Annotated in this window: 14 protein-coding genes; 1 reads left to right on the forward strand and 13 read right to left on the reverse strand. The window is 53.1% G+C overall.

What is annotated here, in order from left to right; all coding sequences use genetic code 11:
- Positions 1 to 9: 9 nt before the first annotated feature.
- The 12 genes from BN3279_RS09190 to BN3279_RS09245 all read right to left on the reverse strand — a co-directional run bounded on the left by BN3279_RS09190 (position 10) and on the right by BN3279_RS09245 (position 14,493).
- On the reverse strand, positions 10 to 1,515 hold the full coding sequence (locus BN3279_RS09190; protein WP_232436796.1) for an alpha-L-fucosidase: 1,506 nt from the start codon (positions 1,513 to 1,515) through the stop codon (positions 10 to 12).
- Positions 1,516 to 1,520: 5 nt separating this feature from the next.
- Positions 1,521 to 2,216 (reverse strand): copper homeostasis protein CutC, encoded by a 696-nt coding sequence (locus BN3279_RS09195; protein WP_082672995.1) that lies wholly within the window; start codon positions 2,214 to 2,216, stop codon positions 1,521 to 1,523.
- Between the two features lies 1 nt (position 2,217).
- Positions 2,218 to 3,117 (reverse strand): ROK family protein, encoded by a 900-nt coding sequence (locus BN3279_RS09200; protein WP_059050313.1) that lies wholly within the window; start codon positions 3,115 to 3,117, stop codon positions 2,218 to 2,220.
- Complete coding sequence (locus BN3279_RS09205) at positions 3,114 to 3,827, reverse strand: N-acetylmannosamine-6-phosphate 2-epimerase (RefSeq protein WP_059050314.1); 714 nt, start codon at positions 3,825 to 3,827, stop codon at positions 3,114 to 3,116. Before BN3279_RS09205 ends, BN3279_RS09200 begins: the two co-directional genes overlap by 4 nt.
- A gap of 53 nt (positions 3,828 to 3,880) precedes the next feature.
- Entirely contained in the window at positions 3,881 to 4,699 is an 819-nt protein-coding gene (locus tag BN3279_RS09210) for a carbohydrate ABC transporter permease (RefSeq protein WP_059050315.1), read from the reverse strand.
- Positions 4,696 to 5,577 carry a carbohydrate ABC transporter permease gene (locus tag BN3279_RS09215; protein WP_059050316.1) on the reverse strand — a complete coding sequence of 294 codons (882 nt, stop codon included), beginning with the start codon at positions 5,575 to 5,577 and terminating at the stop codon, positions 4,696 to 4,698. Before BN3279_RS09215 ends, BN3279_RS09210 begins: the two co-directional genes overlap by 4 nt.
- 89 nt (positions 5,578 to 5,666) lie before the next feature.
- A complete protein-coding gene (locus BN3279_RS09220; RefSeq protein ID WP_059050317.1) occupies positions 5,667 to 6,965 on the reverse strand; it encodes an ABC transporter substrate-binding protein in 1,299 nt (432 codons plus the stop codon).
- 195 nt (positions 6,966 to 7,160) lie between these two features.
- Complete coding sequence (locus tag BN3279_RS09225) at positions 7,161 to 8,330, reverse strand: response regulator transcription factor (protein ID WP_059050318.1); 1,170 nt, start codon at positions 8,328 to 8,330, stop codon at positions 7,161 to 7,163.
- A 24-nt stretch (positions 8,331 to 8,354) separates the two neighbouring features.
- Complete coding sequence (locus BN3279_RS09230; RefSeq protein WP_232436797.1) at positions 8,355 to 10,259, reverse strand: cache domain-containing sensor histidine kinase; 1,905 nt, start codon at positions 10,257 to 10,259, stop codon at positions 8,355 to 8,357.
- Positions 10,260 to 10,488: 229 nt separating this feature from the next.
- Complete coding sequence (gene araA / locus BN3279_RS09235; protein ID WP_059050319.1) at positions 10,489 to 11,913, reverse strand: L-arabinose isomerase; 1,425 nt, start codon at positions 11,911 to 11,913, stop codon at positions 10,489 to 10,491.
- Between the two features lie 269 nt (positions 11,914 to 12,182).
- Positions 12,183 to 12,878: an L-ribulose-5-phosphate 4-epimerase gene (locus BN3279_RS09240; protein WP_059050320.1), complete on the reverse strand. Its 696-nt coding sequence runs from the start codon at positions 12,876 to 12,878 to the stop codon at positions 12,183 to 12,185.
- A 1-nt stretch (position 12,879) separates the two neighbouring features.
- A complete protein-coding gene (locus tag BN3279_RS09245; protein WP_059050321.1) occupies positions 12,880 to 14,493 on the reverse strand; it encodes a xylulokinase in 1,614 nt (537 codons plus the stop codon).
- A 233-nt stretch (positions 14,494 to 14,726) separates the two neighbouring features.
- On the opposite strand from BN3279_RS09245, the gene BN3279_RS09250 reads away from it, so the two are divergent.
- Positions 14,727 to 15,812, forward strand: coding sequence for a GntR family transcriptional regulator (locus BN3279_RS09250; RefSeq protein WP_059050322.1), 1,086 nt, complete (start codon positions 14,727 to 14,729; stop codon positions 15,810 to 15,812).
- Positions 15,813 to 15,914: 102 nt separating this feature from the next.
- On the opposite strand, the gene BN3279_RS09255 is transcribed toward BN3279_RS09250, so the two are convergent.
- Complete coding sequence (locus BN3279_RS09255; RefSeq protein WP_059050323.1) at positions 15,915 to 16,640, reverse strand: 3-ketoacyl-ACP reductase; 726 nt, start codon at positions 16,638 to 16,640, stop codon at positions 15,915 to 15,917.
- Positions 16,641 to 16,649: the final 9 nt, after the last annotated feature.

The following is a 16,649-nucleotide window of genomic DNA, read 5'->3' on the forward strand; positions in this document are numbered from 1 at the left end:
GGAGTAGATTTATCTGGCTGCGTCCACAGCACCGTGCTCTATGCGCAGTACCAGCATACCACGGGAGGCCATGGCTTCTGGCAGATTGACCTTCAGCGCCAGTTCCTCCCGACTCCACGCAAGTTCACCCTTCCAGCCTAGCAGCTCCAGCTTGCCAATCTCACCTGGCAGCAGCTTGCCGCGGATGCCCAGCGTCTCGATCACAGCGACGCCGTCCTCCGGCCACCCCATCACTGTGGCATATAGGATGCCGTCGCCTCGTGATGTAAACCGAATGTCGCGCGCGGTAAATGCACTACGCTTGGTATCATTGAAGGTCCCGCTCACGATCTGCGTGGGTCCCTCGCCGTACACCTTCCACGGTCTTGTGCCATAGATGGCTTCGCCATTCACCGCGAGCCAGTCGCCGATCTCCAGCAGCATCCGCTGTTCTTCCTCAGGGATCGTCCCATCGGCGCGTGGCCCCACATTCAACAGCATAACCCCGTTCTTACTGACGATATCAACCAGATCACCAAGGATGGTCTGCACCGACTTATATTTGTGGTCAGCAATGTGGCACCAGGCCGTCTCTCCCACAGAGGTACAGGTCTGCCAGACACTTGGATGAATATCGGCCAATTGTCCACGTTCCATATCATAGACCGCTGTACCTTCAGCAAAGGCATCGAATTTGTAATTAATCACTGCGCCCTGGCCCCATTCCGCGGCTTTATTGTAATAGTAGGCGGCCAGCTTTTGCAGATACGGCTTGAATACCGGTTGCTCAATCCACCAGTCGAAGTAAACCAACTGCGGGCCATAACGGTCGATCAGATCGCAGGTACGCAAGAACCAGTCGTCCAGAAATTCCTCATTCGGTGGAAGAATCGGCAAGGGATATGCCGGGTCGCCGTAGCAGGCCTGCGCCGGACCGTATAACTCGGCGTATTGCGGGTCCTGCACATCGGACGGCAGCTCGCGACCTCCGTTGTAATACCACCAGTTCTCGGCTCGGTGGGACGAGACCCCGAAGGTCATATAATGGCGACGCACCGCGGCGGCCAATTCACCAATGACATCACGCTTGGGGCCCATCCGGATCGCTGTCCATTCGGAGAACGGGCTGTCATACATTGCGAAACCGTCATGATGCTCAGCGACGGGTACGACGAACGCAGCGCCAGCTCGTTTGAAGAGGGACGCCCACTCTTCCGCATCAAATTTCTCCGCGGTGAACATCGGAATGAAATCTTTATAGCCAAATTGATCCGGCGTACCATAAGTTTGTACATGATGCTCGTACACCTCGGTACCTTCCCTGTACATATTGCGTGCGTACCATTCTGTCCCGAAGGCGGGTACAGAATAGACCCCCCAGTGGATGAAAATGCCAAACTTCGCGTCCTCATACCAACGCGGAACGGTATACCCGTCAAGAGACGTCCAGTCCGCTACGTAAGGACCATTCTCGATGGATGCCTTAATCTCTTGCTTCTTCTGCTGACGCAGCTCGCGCTGCTTCTGTTGTGACATGCTCCTCACCTCTTCCATGAATGTAGCAGACTGCGTACTTCCTCAACCTTGGCCGGATCTACCGGCCTGCGCGGGTCGCCGCCTTCCCTCACGGCGGACCCGAGATGAATTCGCTCGGCTCCTGTGCAAGCGAGGAAGTCCGGCAAATTGTCGGCATTCAGACCGCTGCCGCACAGAACAGCAGGACCCCCACTGGCGGAGCGGCGAATCAGCCCAGCGAGTAACTCCGCTCCCTCGGGAGCTATAGCCGCACCGCCGGATGTTAACAGATCGGTAATCTGCGGATACTTCGCAAGTACCTCATAAGCAGCGGCCAGATCAACCGCTTCATCGAATGCCCGGTGGAATGTCACCGGGAGACCTTCAGCAGCCGCGAGTAACGCAGTGAGCAGTTCTTCGTCCACTGCGCCGTCTGGGCGGAGCATCCCTGTCACGAGGCCAAGACCCGGGATGGCCGCGATATGCCGCACATCGCGCAGCATCGTCTCCGCATCGATGCGGCTATATACGAAGGAGCGTGCATGGGGACGAATCATCACCCGCACCGGAAGGCTCACTCGTGCACGAACCTCTTCGACCAATCCAAGCGACGGGGTTAACCCGCCTTCGGGAAATGCCGTAATGAGCTCGATTCGGTCCGCGCCCCCTTGCTCGGCAAGCCACGCATCCTCTGCCGTCGTTGCGATCACTTCAAGCAGCACGTCAACCCCTCTCCTTCTGCATAATTGCTCTGGCGGCGCCCAGTATGCCCGCTTCATTCCCAAGGGATGCTGGAATCAGGGTCAGCTTCAGCGGTGTCAGCTCAGCCAGTCGCAGCTTCCATGCTTCCAGCCACAACGGATGGGAGTCGGCTACACCTCCACCCAGGATAATCGCCTCCGGGTCAAGGAATGACTGGATATTGTGTGCAGCCAGGCTAAGGTCGGTAAAGTAACGCTCTACCGCCGGTGCAGCGGCAGTGTCTCCTGCGGCGAACGCCTCCAGTAGATGACGACCGTCCCATGCCGGATGAACCTCCGCCGCCAGCCGCCCGAGCGCCCGTCCGGACACGTAGTGCTCCATGCAGCCACGCTGTCCGCAGCTACACGGGATACCTCCCGGGTGCAGCACCATGTGGCCGAACTCCCCGGCAGCGCCTTTGCCGCCAGTAATGATGCGCCCGCCCAGCACCACGGCGCCACCGACGCCGGTACCCAGAGTCAGCATGGCATAATGGCGGTAAGGCAAGGCGGCGCCGAGCCAACCTTCCCCCAGGGCAGCCGCGTTGGCGTCGTTCTCCACGGCTACAGGCAACGAAAAGGCCTGCGCCACCGCCTCACGGAGCGGCATGCCGGTCCAGCCGGGCAGGTTGTTGTTCGCGAAGAGCACCTTGCCAGTGTCCGGCTCCACCCAGCCCGCCGTACCGATGCCGATACCGCGAACCTGTGAATTCTGCTCAAGCAGTTCAGCAATGACCTGCTGGACCGCGCGGAAAATCCCTTCCCGCCCCTCGGCGGTTGGCGTCATTCTCTTGGCTCTGGCGGTGATTGTTCCATCCTCATCGACCAGTGCCGCCTTAATGCCGGTACCGCCGAGATCAAGGCCGATATAGCTCTCCTTCATTCAGCGCGCCCCTCTCTCATGCCTGCGGCGGCCAGGCGCATGGCTTCCGCATAGCGGGCGGCGATCCACTGCGGCCGTGTAATGGCCGAGCCAACCACCACGAAGGCGGCTCCCCGCCGGAGCGCTTCCGCCGCCTGTTCCGGCTGATGAATGCCTCCTTCGGCTACAACCGGCACTTGAAGCTCGGCGGTCAGCCGGGCCAGCAGCTCCATATTGGGCAGTACGATGTCTGCCGTGTCCTCAGTGTAGCCGCTCAGCGTGGTCGATACATAATCAACCCCAAGCTGAGCTGCCCTAACGCCTTCGTCAAACGTCGCGATATCTGCCATCACGGGCACACCCGCTGACTTTAGTGCAGCTACCGTCTCTTCCAGTGTCCGCCCGTCAGGACGAGGGCGTCCCGTGCCGTCAATGGCGACGATATCCGCACCGGCGGCATGAACGCTGAGCGCATCCTCCAGCGTCGGCGTAATAAATACGCTGAAGCCAGGAACCGTCCGCTTCCGCAGCCCAATCAGCGGCAGCTTGACCTCCGCCTTGATCGCGCGGATATCCGCCTCCGAGTTGGCCCTGATTCCGGTGGCTCCCACCGACTGCGCGGCCCGAGCCATCGCAACCATATGAGCGCTGCCGTGCAACGGCTCATCCTCCAAGGCTTGGCAGGAAACGACCAGCCCTTGCCACGGAATGATACTTCTATTGCTGTTCATACAGACACAACTCCTTTTCAGCAGGCTAGGTGAATCTTGGATGTTCCTGTCGCTCAGCCCTTCACCGCACCGCCAACCATTCCCTTGATAATGAACCTTTGCACGAACATGTACAGAATGATAATTGGCAAGGCCACCAGCGTAGCACCGGCGAACATTTGCGGCCAGTTGGTGTTGTATTGGCTCTTGAATGCCATCAGCCCGACCGGCAGCGTGCGCATTTCAGGTGAGGACAAATAGATCAGCGGGTTAAAGAAGTCGTTCCAGGAGTTAATAGCCACAACGATGACAGTTGTCGCGGTAATCGGCAGCGTTAGCGGGAATATAATTCGTAAGAACGTCCGCCACGGCCCGCAACCATCCACCACGGCGGCTTCTTCAATCTCTCTGGGCACGGTTTTGAAGAAATTGACGTATAAAAAAATAGGTAGCGCCAAACCCGAAGCAATCTGAATCAGAGATAGCCCGATATGTGTATTAAGCAGATGAATCTCGCGCAATACCAGAAATGCCGGAATCGTACCTGAGAAGGCGGGGAGAATCATCCCCATCAGGAAGAAGGTCGACAGTGCATCGGACTTATACCTTCTGCCGTGATGCAGACCGTAAGCGGCTAACACAGCGATAGCAATTGCTACCGTAGTGGTAATTACGAGCACTAGAATGCTGTTGCTGAAATACGGAAGCAGATTCCCGGTACGAAGCGCCTCTACGTAGTTGCCCCATTGTGGATCACGCGGCAATGCCAGCGGGTTGACCGAAGACGAAGTTTGCAGCGAGACCGTAATCATGACGCCCATCGGCACCAGCACAAGAATGAGGGCGATCGCTAGAATCGTATATATGGATGCTTTTTGCAGAGTAGTCGTCAATTTGTCACCTCCAAGCGGCTAAGCAGCCTGATCTGAATGAAGGTCGCCAGCAAAATCATGACGGATAAGATCATCGCCATCGCTGTACCGTAGCCCATCTGTGAAGTCTTGAAGGCATATTGGTAGATCATAATCCCGAAAGTCTGGGTCGAGTTGGCTGGCCCGCCCTGAGTCATGATGAAGACATGCTCAAACATCTTCATACAACCGATGACAGATAACACCGTGTTCACAATTATGGAAGGAATCAGGAGCGGTAGCGTGACTTTGAAAAATTTATTAAATGGACCCGCGCCGTCAATACTTGCAGCTTCGTAAATCTCTCCCGATACGGACTGCAAACCCGCCAGGTAGATCATCATGGAATAGCCGGTGTACTGCCAGACCATGACAAATGCTATGGCATAGATGGCCAGCTTCGGATCACCGAGCGGGTCAAGCTGTGCCAGACCGTCCAGTCCCAGCGCCGCGAACAACCGGGGCAAGAAGCCAACCATCGGCGCGTACATGTAGCTCCATACGTAGCCGATAACTACCGTGTTCAGGATAACCGGGAAAAAGATAACCGCTCGCATCCAGACAATGCCCTTCACCTTCTGGTCCAGCAATACGGCGAGCAAGATGGAGAAACTATGCTGTAGCACAATGACTACAACCGAGAGTATGACCATGTTTTTTAACGCGGTCAGAAGCAGTGGGTCACGAAAAGCCTCCTGAAAATTTTCCAGTCCCACCCATTCGGCTTTGAAGGAGAAGCCATTCCAGTCGGTAAAACCGTAGTAGAGGCCACTGAAGATTGGACCGGCGAAAAAAACCAGGTAAATCAGCAGCGCAGGAGCGACAAATAAGATGTAGTTGCGTAAGTTCATGAATTTCATTGCCAAACCTCCATATGCAGTGGGCCAGGCGTGTCTGAGCATGCCGGGGATTAGCCAGCTCTACCAATTGTCAGACACGCCCTGGCTTCCTAGATGTCTTTGTCCTGTGCCGCCTGCATTTGCTCGAGCAGCTTCGCCATATCCACATCCTGCTTCAGTAGAATCTGTTGGAAAATCGGGAACATCACGGGCTCAACCGAAGCGGTCATGCTCGGAAAAATCTGCGCTTCCGTAGCATCAATGAGCGGTTGGAGCGCAGGAGCAAGCGGGCTGTAAGTACCGGAGGTCCCCCCCTTAACGGTAACGGCTTGCTTCGTCTCCTCAGACCAGATTTGAGCCATGTCTTGCCGGGCAACGAATTCCATGAACAGCTTGATCTCTTCCTGATGCTTGCTCCAGCTTACGCCAACCAGTAAATTATCAGAGACAAGGTTGGTCACGAGTGGCTGATCACCGCGGTTGACCGGAATGGGGAACGCACCAATCTCAAAGCTATCAAAGCTGGCATCAAAGTTCTCGCTATAGCCCCATTCACCCATTGGCCACATGGCGGCTTTGCCCTCTTTAAATACCTGGGCCACCTGGTCATAGCTCAAACCCACCGAGTTCTCCAGCAGATAACCCTTATCTACTAATTCCTTCATCCCGTCGAAGAAGGTTGCAAATTCCGGATCGGTCCATTTCTTCTCCCCGTCCGCCAGTTGGGCAAATACCTCCGAATTGTCATGCTTATACAGACCGAATTGTGCCGTCGCGAGGAATTGGGTAGCCCAACCATCCTTACTGCCGATGACCATAGGAGCCGTGCCGCTAGCCTTAATAGCTTCGCTGACCTCCATCATCTCTTCCCAGGTCTTTGGAACGGACAACCCAAGCTGATCGAACAAGGTCTTGTTGTAGAACATCAGGATGGGCTGGCTATTGTAAGGAACGCCGTATGTCTTGCCATCCACGGTGCCGAGATCAACTGCCGCCTCCAAGTAGTTGCTCAGCCACGGGCTACCACTGATGTCCATCAGAGCCCCTTCCCTGGAGAAGTCAACGACTTGGTTAGGGAACAACCAGGTCATATCCATATCCGCCTTGGAGACTATCCGGGTACGGATGATCTCGCGGAATTGATCGTATACTTTGTCATGCTCGATGGTAATCCAAGGATACTCCTCCTGGAACTTGTCGATGACCGTCTGGCTAATCGGATTCCAGGTTGTCAGTTTGAGCGTAACCGGCTCTTTATCTTCTGTGCCGCTTGCTGCATTCGCTCCGCTGGAAGCCCCAGGCTCCGAGTTGCTTGAACTGCTGCCGTTATTGCTGCCACAGCCCGCCAGTACCAGAACCAAGCTGAGACACACCGTCGTTAACCACCATAACCCGCCTTTTCTTCTCATATGTTAGCCTCCCTGACATGAATTGAATTTCTTACCCCTATATTACTGTTGTTGTGTCAGGTAAACTACCATACTGGTTTGCTGCTTTACTGCGAATTCTTGCCGATTTGATGAGGGCATTCTGTATGCGGCGAGCTATAAATAGATGAAATTTGCTGTCTTCCCCTATTTTCTTGCTATTTACGGCTCAGCAGCCTATTGATTGCGAAATTCAAGAGGTGTCATGCCTATGTCATCTTTGAACAATTTACTGAAATAATGCGGGTTCGCATACCCAAGCTGTTCGGCCACCTCGTATACCTTCAGATTGCTTTCCCGCAGCATCTTGCGGGCCAACAGCATCTTCTTGGCGGTAACATATTCGTTAAAGTGCTGTCCGGTCTCCTTCAGAAACACCCTGCTCAAGTGGCTAACACTGACATGAACCTCTTCCGCAATTCGAGCCAGCGTCACCTCCTTGAGTAGAAATTGGTCGATGTAGCCGGTGGCCAGCCTAACAATTCCGCTGTAGCCACCTTCACTGGACAGCGGCTGCGCGGCTGCGGTCCGGTATGCCTCTGGCAATTCCTCCAGTCCGTCCCGAATACCGGTGTAAGTGTAAGCCATCCGGAGACTCAGCATGTTGGACAGCCCCTGCTCCAACTGCTTTAAATACTCATGAATCTCCTCCTCGTCATGGCCCTTGCCGCTGCGGGGCAGAAGCCAGATAAGCTCGCATTGTCCGCGGCTTACCAGCAGTCCGCCCCACTGTCGCACGGCATATTCCTCCAGGTAATAGCGGAAAGACATGAAGCGAGCCAATTCCGGCTTCACCTCGCCCTCGATATGCAGAATGGCGAGTTGAACCCCTGCTCCAAGTAATGTCCTGAGTCCAAAGCGACGAACGCGTTCCTCCATTCCCTCCGGCAGGCGCTCCCCCTCCAGCCATTCCAGCAGGAAGCTCTCGCGTTCCTTGTCGGTGTAGCCTGCCGGAGTCGCCGCCTGCTGCTCCTCCAGGTTGGCGCGGGCCTTGCGGAGTGCCGCAGCAATCTCCTCGGGTTCCATCGTTGGCTTGTGCAGGTAGTCAACGACGCCGATTCGTACGGCCTCCTTCACATAAGGAAAATCCTCGAAGCTACTAAAGAAAATAATCTGTATCCAGCTATACCGTTCCTTGATTTGGCGAGCTAACGTCAGTCCATCCATACCCGGCATACGAATATCCGTCATTACAATATGAATTTCTTCCTTCTCCAACAGTTCCAGCGCTTCCTCGCCGCCCGATGCCTCCGCCTTCCAGTTGATGTCCAGTTCATTCCAGTCCATCATGTAGCGCAACCCCAGACGTACAATCGTTTCATCCTCGACCACCATCAAGTTCCACACTAGCCTTCCCCCCTTGTTATGCACCTAGCTATCCAGACCGCTTGGTGACTGGTAAGGCACATTCACGGTTACTCTAGTACCGGCTCCTTGCTCACTCTCTACCTTCAAGGTATAAGGCAAGCCGAAGCGAAGCTGTATACGGTCCCGCACATTAGCCATGCCAATACTCGCCCGTTCCTGCAAAGCGGCCTTCGGCGTCTCCGCATTCAATTCAGCTACACGACCAGCCTCTATACCCTGACCGTTGTCTTCAATCCAGATCACCAGTTCAGTGCCATCGCCCACCAGGGTTGCACCAACCTCAATCTGCAACACGCCGTCCTTATTCAGTGAACCGTGGAAAATCGCGTTCTCCATCAACGGCTGGAGAATCATCGGCAGCACCAAGGCATCTGGAGTCCCCTCCTGTATTTGCCACTCCACCTGAAATCGGTTCGTATAGCGGAGTTCCATCAGCCGTACATAGTGGTGCAACAGCTCCAGTTCGGCCGATAGCGGCACCAGTTCACTATCAAGCTTCATATTGGCATGCAGCAGCTTGCCAAGCGAGAGCAGTAGCTTCGCAATGGCGTCCGACTGCTGCAACACAGCAAGCATGCGGATAGAGTTGATTGTGTTGTAAAGGAAATGCGGGGCAATCCGGGCACGCAGCGCATACAGCTCCGCCTCACGCTTCTGCCGCTCCTTCTCCTCAATGGACTGGATCAGCATATCCAGCCGGCGCACCATCGTTACATAGCTGAGATGCAATTGCCCAAGCTCCCCCTTGGCTAGCGGCTCCGTTGGCGGAGCAAATACACCAAGCTCCACCTCCCGCATAGATGAGATCAAGCGGCGGATGGGCTTCGACAGTCCGCGAGCCAGCAACAACGATAGAATTGCAGCTAGGACCGTAAAGACCGCAACCAGGATGATGGTGAAGTTGCGGATGACATTTACATCCCCCAGCAGCTCCTGCCGGTCGATGAGCAGATACGTTGTCCAGCCAAGATAATCGCTATAGGCGTAAACCCCCGTGGCCGCCGGGTGGCTCTCACTCAGTTCGGGCACAGTAATCATGCCCTTCGTTGCCCCCAGCTTCTCGGCCTGAGCCGCTGCTGCATCCAGGAACTGCCGGTTGTCTGTGCCTTGAGTCGAGTAGATAAGCTCCCCCTTCTCGTCGGCAACCAGCACATGCATCGTTTCAAGCTGGAAGGACCGGACAATATTTTGAATAAAATCCGGATTAATATCGATTGCAATGACCCCTGCCGTGCTAAAATCATCATTCAGCAACACCCGCGAGGCCGTGATCGTGTTGAACGGAGGGCTGTTGAACTGGCGTTCCATGCGCAATCCCGAAATAGCGATGCCGCCACCGCGCTCTTGTGTCTCCCGGTACCACGGTTCCTCTACAGGACTGACCGTCTCATTGATCGATGAACGATCACTTACTCGGTAGCCATACACATTGCCCTTGTCGCTGAAAAAAAGAATTCCCTGGATCGTCGTTGAGATCGAGGGATAAGTCACGAGCAGCTTGGCGAATTGACGCTGTGTTTCAATCTCGCGGTAGCTCCACTGCTCACGGGGCATATACGGCTCGCCCAGAATCTCCAGAATCTCCGGGGTAAAGTATGGAAAGGTACTGAAGCGGTCTACATCCTCCACCTGACGCTGAATAGCCTCATTAAGCTGCCCGGCAATGACCCTGAGATCTTCACTGACTCGCCTTTCCAAGGTATCCACCGATTTGAGATAAGCCATGGTTCCAATCACTATAGATGGGATAATACCTAACATAAGAAACGACAGAAACAGCTTGCTCTGGTAGGTTAATTGATTCCAGCGTCGCACCACAGGTACTCCCCCCGTTTCTATTTTTGCTTTATTATATAGGATAATGGACTCTGCCGCATGACCGGAAATCAATACCAGCGCCGTTTCCAAGCGTTCCCCATGACTGTATGCAGTCCTGAAAAACTTGAAAACACTGATTTTTTATATAACATAAACCTAACATAAATGAGTTGATATTTTTTTGTTGTGTTATATTTTTTCACGTAAAATCAAACCAAAAAAAGAAACCGCTGGCCGGAAAATGGAAGTGAAGCCCACCATTTACCCGGTCAACAGTTTCTTTGTACATGCAATTTATTAGGAATGAGTTATGCTTATTTTATTTGATTACGACGTACTCCAGATTCACTAGCTTGGCATACGTAATGATTTGATCTGTAGTCAGATTCAGGGACACAACCGTATGATGCCCGCCCCCGTTCTCGATCCAGGCCTTCACCCCGTCCTGGAAGTTCGGCTTCACTTGCCACAGTACACGAGCTACGGGTAAATGAGGGGCAGGAACCGTAGGTTCAAAGGCCGTCACCTCGTTAATCAGCAGCTTGTAATGGGTACCGAAGTCCGCCATTGATACCACGACGCCTTCGCCAGCCTTACCGTCAAACACCAGGCGCGCCGGATCTTCACGATCACCAATACCCAGTGGCGATACCAGAATCTTAGGTTTGTTACTAGCCAGACTTGGATCGACCTCCAGCATATGAGATTGCAGGATTGCTTCCTGACCTACAGCCATCTCGTACGTATAATCTTCCATGAAGCCAGTATTTTGGTTATGACTCATCACCTTCAGCAAGCGATCCAATGCCGCTGTCTTCCAGTCACCTTCCCCGGCGAAGCCGTAGCCTTGGGCCATCAGACGTTGTACGGCCAGGCCTGGAAGCTGCTTCATTCCATGTAAGTCCTCGAAGTTGGAGGTAAATGCATTGTAGCCGCCCTGATCCAGGAATCGTTTCAAGGCAATTTCATAGCTGGCTTGCACCTTGACGCTAGCTTCCCAAGCTTCCTTACTATAGTTGCCATAGTCGAAATCATACAGCTTCTCATATTCCGCAAATAAAGCGTCAATGTCTTCCTCCGTCACGGTATTAACGTACGCTACCAAATCACCGATTCCGAAATAGTCCACGGTCCAGCCGAACTGGATTTGCGCTTCAACCTTATCGCCCTCGGTGACTCCCACATTGCGCATATTGTCGCCAAAGCGCGCTACCTTGATGTTAAAGCTTTCATTGTAAGCCGCAGCTACATCCATCCAATCAGCAATTTGCTGCTGCACCTCTGGACGCTCCCAATAGCCCACCACCACTTTGTTCTGTTTGTTCAACCTGGCATTAATAAATCCATATTCACGGTCACCGTGTGCCGCCTGATTCAGGTTCATAAAGTCCATATCAATCGTCGCCCAAGGAATGCTCTCATTATATTGAGTAGCCAGATGGAGCAAAGGCTTCTGCAGCAGCTTCGTACCGCGAATCCACATCTTGGCCGGGGAGAAGGTATGCATCCAAGTGATCACGCCTGCCACTTCGTCCCGATAGTTAACTTCCTTCATGATGGAGGTAATCTTATCCGCGCTCACGGCTAGATCCTGCAAAACCAATGGATATGGCAGGACACCACTTTTGTTCAATGCATCAGTCATCGTCTGCGCATGGGCCTTCACCTCGGCAAGAGCCTCTTCCCCGTACAAATGCTGCGATCCCACAACGAACCAGAATTGCTTGGCAATGGCTGTAGACATGATATTCATCCTCTTCCCTTTTGGATTTAGTTAGATAAGTTCGGCTCAACAGCGAAAGCAGTGCTTGACATGTGGGCGATGAGGCCCTCCGGGTTCGTAGGGTTCTTCCAATCGCTGTTGTTCCTAGATTTTCCCGATTAAATAAATTCTCATAAGGTTGAAATCTACTCGCAAAGGCGACCACTTCGTTTCTCCAGAATCCCTACGACCCTCCGTTCTATAGATGTCTTTTGTCAAACACTAATTTTTAGATTGAGCCATACCTTCTGTCACTTCTGTCCGTAATAAGCGTCCTTGCCATGCTTGCGTAAATAGTGCTTATCCAGAATGTACTGCGGCAGATCCTCCGCAGATGGATTCACTTGCCGCGCTAACAAATTCATCTTCGCGACTTCCTCTAATATGACGGTGTTCACCACAGCAGATTTTGCATCCTTGCCCCAGGTGAAGGGTGCGTGTCCCTTGAGTAGAACCCCGGGCACCGCCATAACATCCAGGCCTCGCTCCTCGAAGGTCTCAATAATGAGCCGTCCCGTCTCCGCCTCATAACCGCTCTCAACTTCTGCTTGGGTCAAGAAGCGGGTGCAAGGCACTGCTCCATAGAAGGTATCGGCATGCGTCGTTCCCATCACCGAAAGATCCACACCCGCTTGAGCCCAAGCGGTCGCCCAGGTGGAGTGCGTGTGCACGATGCCGCCGATTGCCTCATAATGCTTGTAAAGCACGGCATGGGTTGCTGTATCCGAGGAAGGTCTAAGCTCTCCTTCCACCACGTTTCCGTCGAAATCAACGACCACCATGTCGCTAGGCTTCATCGTCTCGTAGCTCACACCGCTGGGTTTGATCACAAACAAACGACTCGCGCGATCAACGGCACTCACATTACCCCAGGTGAATTTCACCAGCCCCTGCTTGGGCAACTCCAAATTGGCCTCGTATACCTGTTCCTTCAATTGTTCTAACACGTCAAGCCCTCCCGTTCTCCACCAGATGATCTACAGCCGCTTGTTCGATGGCCAGCCCCCGGGTATAACGCTCCAGGAAGAGTTCAAAGCCTTTCACATCGGCTGCTTCCGGCTGTAGTTGCTGTCCCGCCACGTCCTTGAATACCTCACTTGCCAGAAAATGATCCAGATTCTCCGCTTGCCCCCGGTTCAGCATATAGGAGGCCAGAATCGCCATCCCCCATGCCCCGCCTTCCCCGGCATTGTCCATCACAGAGACCGGTACATTGAGAGCAGCGGCCACCATTCTTTGCCCGACAACCGGCGTCTTGAACAATCCGCCATGAGCCAGAATGCTGTCGATCGCCACATGCTCCTTCTTGGTCAGAATATCCATGCCGATCTTGAGCGCACCGAAGGCGGTGAACAGATGCACCCGCATAAAGTTAGCCAAGTTGAACCGGCTCTCAGGGGAACGGACGAACAACGGTCTGCCTTTTGACATGCCCGTAATATTCTCACCCGAGTAATAGCCGTAGCTAAGCAATCCGCCTCCGTCAGGATCAGCCTCCAATGCCTTGTTGAACAAGACGCCAAACAGTTCATCCGGATTGGCCTTCTGGCCCATCGCTTCATAGAACTCACGGAACAGGCCCATCCAGGCATTGATGTCACTGGAGCAGTTATTGGCATGTACCATGCCCACCGGACTTCCATCCGGTGTAGTCACCATGTCGATCTCGGGATAAACGGCCGTCAGGTCCTTCTCTAACACGATCATGGCAAATACCGATGTACCTACGGAAATATTACCTGTCCGCTTCCTTACGCTATTCGTAGCTACCATCCCTGTTCCCGCATCCCCTTCGGGAGCACATAGCGGTATGCCTGCCAGCAAATCCCCTGCCGGGTCCAGCAGCTTCGCTCCGGCAGCGGTAAGCTCCCCTGCCCGTTCCCCGGCAAGACGAACCTGAGGTAGAATCTGGGCCAGCTTCCAGGGGTAACTCTGATTGGCGACAAGCTTATCGAACTGCTGGACCATCCCGGCATGGTAATTCCCCGCACCCTCATCGATGGGAAACATACCGGATGCATCTCCGATGCCCAGCGACTTTTCTCCAGTCAGCAGCCAATGAATATATCCCGCCAGCGTAGTGATGAAGTCGACTCTCGGGACATGATCCTCTTGGTTCAAAATCGCCTGATAGAGATGGGCAATGCTCCAGCGTTCAGGAATGTTGAACTGGAACAGTTCTGTTAATGCCTTGGCCGCATCGCCAGTGTTGGCATTGCGCCACGTGCGGAAGGGAACCAGCAGTTCCCCCTCGCGGTCAAAGGCCATATATCCATGCATCATAGCGGAGAAACCAATGGAGCCTACCGTTCGCAGCTTGATGCTATATTTTTGCTCGATATCCTGTTTCATTTCCTGGTACGCCGCGGGCAGCCCGTTCAGAATATCCTCCAGACTGTACGTCCAGTACCCGTCTACCAATTGATTCTCCCATTCATAGCTTCCTGATGCGATCGTCTCAAAACGGCGGTTAATCAGCACCGCCTTGATCCGCGTAGACCCCAGTTCAATCCCAAGCGAAGTCTCACCTTGTTCAATCGCTTGCCTGATGGCCTGATCCATATTTATCTGCTCCCCTTTCAAGAAGGCGCTTTCTTCTTTTTACAGCCCTAGTATAGTTTTTTGTTCGTACATTTGTCAATAACATACAAGATTTATACGTACAAATATCTCACTGGAAAAATCTTTTTATTTCTATATAATGTTTATACATATGAAATCAACTTGAGGGCTATCCCTATTCAGTCTATAAATTTGTACATACAACTATTTACCCTGGAAAGAAGTGAAGATGGATGAAACCGAAATATCAGATTATCCTGGAGGAAATTCGCAGCGAAATTCTCTCCGGTACCTATAATGTGGGCGAGCAGATTCCCACCGAATCCGCGTTGCAAGATAAATATAATGTCAGCCGGCAAACGGTGCGCAAAGCGATATTGGAGCTAGCTAATGAAGGTTTCCTAAGAAGCGAGAAGGGGTCCGGTACCTACGTCAGCAATCAATACCTCACCAAGGCAGGTGGAAATACCAACAACCGCACCATCGGCGTGATTACCACCTATATTTCCGACTATATCTTTCCTTCCATTATTCGCGGGATTGAGGGGCGGCTTAATGAGGACAATTATTCCCTGCTGCTGGCCAGCACCAATAATGATGTGGCTCAGGAGAAGAAGGCGCTAGAGATGATGTTGTCCTATGGTGTGGACGGCTTGATCGTGGAGCCCACCAAGAGCAATCTGTACAACCCTAACATTGCGTACTATCTATCCTTTAAGGAACAGAATGTTCCCTTCATTATGATTAATGCTTATTATGAGGAGCTTGAGGTGCCCTTCTTCTGTCTGGATGATGTGCAGTCCAGCTATCTGGCGACCCAGGAACTCATCGCTATGGGCCATACCCAAATTGGTATTATTGCCAAGATGGATGATTTACAGGGGAAATACCGGATGAAAGGATATATCAAAGCACTTGGGGAGGCGAAGCTGCGCTTTCACCCGGAACAGGTCTTGTCCTTCAACACGGAGACGAAGCAGGGGTTGCCCGCAAATCTGGAGCAATTCCTCACCGCAAATCGCGAGAGCTTGACCGCCATCGTGTGCTACAACGACGAAGTGGGGCTTGAAGTGGTTCAAGCCTGCAAACGAATGAATATTTCCATTCCAGACGAGTTGTCCCTGATCGGGCAGGACAACTCCTATATCGCCAAGAATGCCGGAATCAAGCTGACGACCCTGACGCATCCCCAGGAACAAATGGGCCGGGATGCCGCCGATTGGGTCATCAAGAAGCTGCAAGGGAAAAAGGATCTGCGCAACTCCAACTATTATCAGCCTGTGCTGATCACAGGGGAAACGGTGAAGGAGCTAGATTAGTCCATTAAATGGCGTTAAGCGAACATAAATGACTTGGGAGCATAACAAAGAAGGGCCACCTTGTAGAGTGGCCCTTCTTCATGTATATGAGACTAACTCATATTAAAAAGGATTGGTCGCGATAAAAGATGCCGACTTCACATACACGCGCGGGTGGAGCTTAAGCTGATCGACAATAAACTCGGCCAAGTCCTCCGGTTGGATAAATTTAGAGTCGCTGTTCTCTTTAATCAAGTTCAGATCCAAGGCGAGGTCGGTTGCCACCGTACTTGGCGTTAACGCCGACACGCGAATATTGTTGCGACGCACTTCCTGCGCCAAAGATTCAGTAAATCCCATAACGGCAAATTTGGACGCACTATAAGCACTGGCAGTAGCTGCCCCATTCAGTCCGTTGGTCGAAGAAATGTTAATGATATCGCCGCCATTCTTGGCGATCAGTTGAGGCAGAACGGCCCGAGTCACATAATATGTACCCATCAGGTTTGTATCGATCATGCCTTTCCATACTTCCGGGTCCATCTCCAGCAGTGTGCCGAAGGTAGCAATCCCCGCGTTGTTAATCAAGATATCCGCAGGTCCCAGCTTCTCCTTCAAGGCTTCAATCGCCGTATCTACCTGCTCCTTGGAAGCCACGTCTACCGCAGCATAAGCAACCTTCACGCCCAAGCCTTCGATTTCCGCCGCGACTTCCTTCAACGATGCTTCGGTTCTTGAGATCAGGCCGACATGTACGCCTTCCTTCGCCAATGCAATCGCCGTAGCCTTACCGATTCCGCGGGCTCCACCGGTTATGATTGCCACTTTGTCTGTTAACGTTTGTGCCATCTCCACTGG

It is taken from the genome of Paenibacillus senegalimassiliensis (genome assembly GCF_001486585.1).
In the GTDB taxonomy this organism is placed as follows: Bacteria; Bacillota; Bacilli; order Paenibacillales; family Paenibacillaceae; genus Fontibacillus; species Fontibacillus senegalimassiliensis.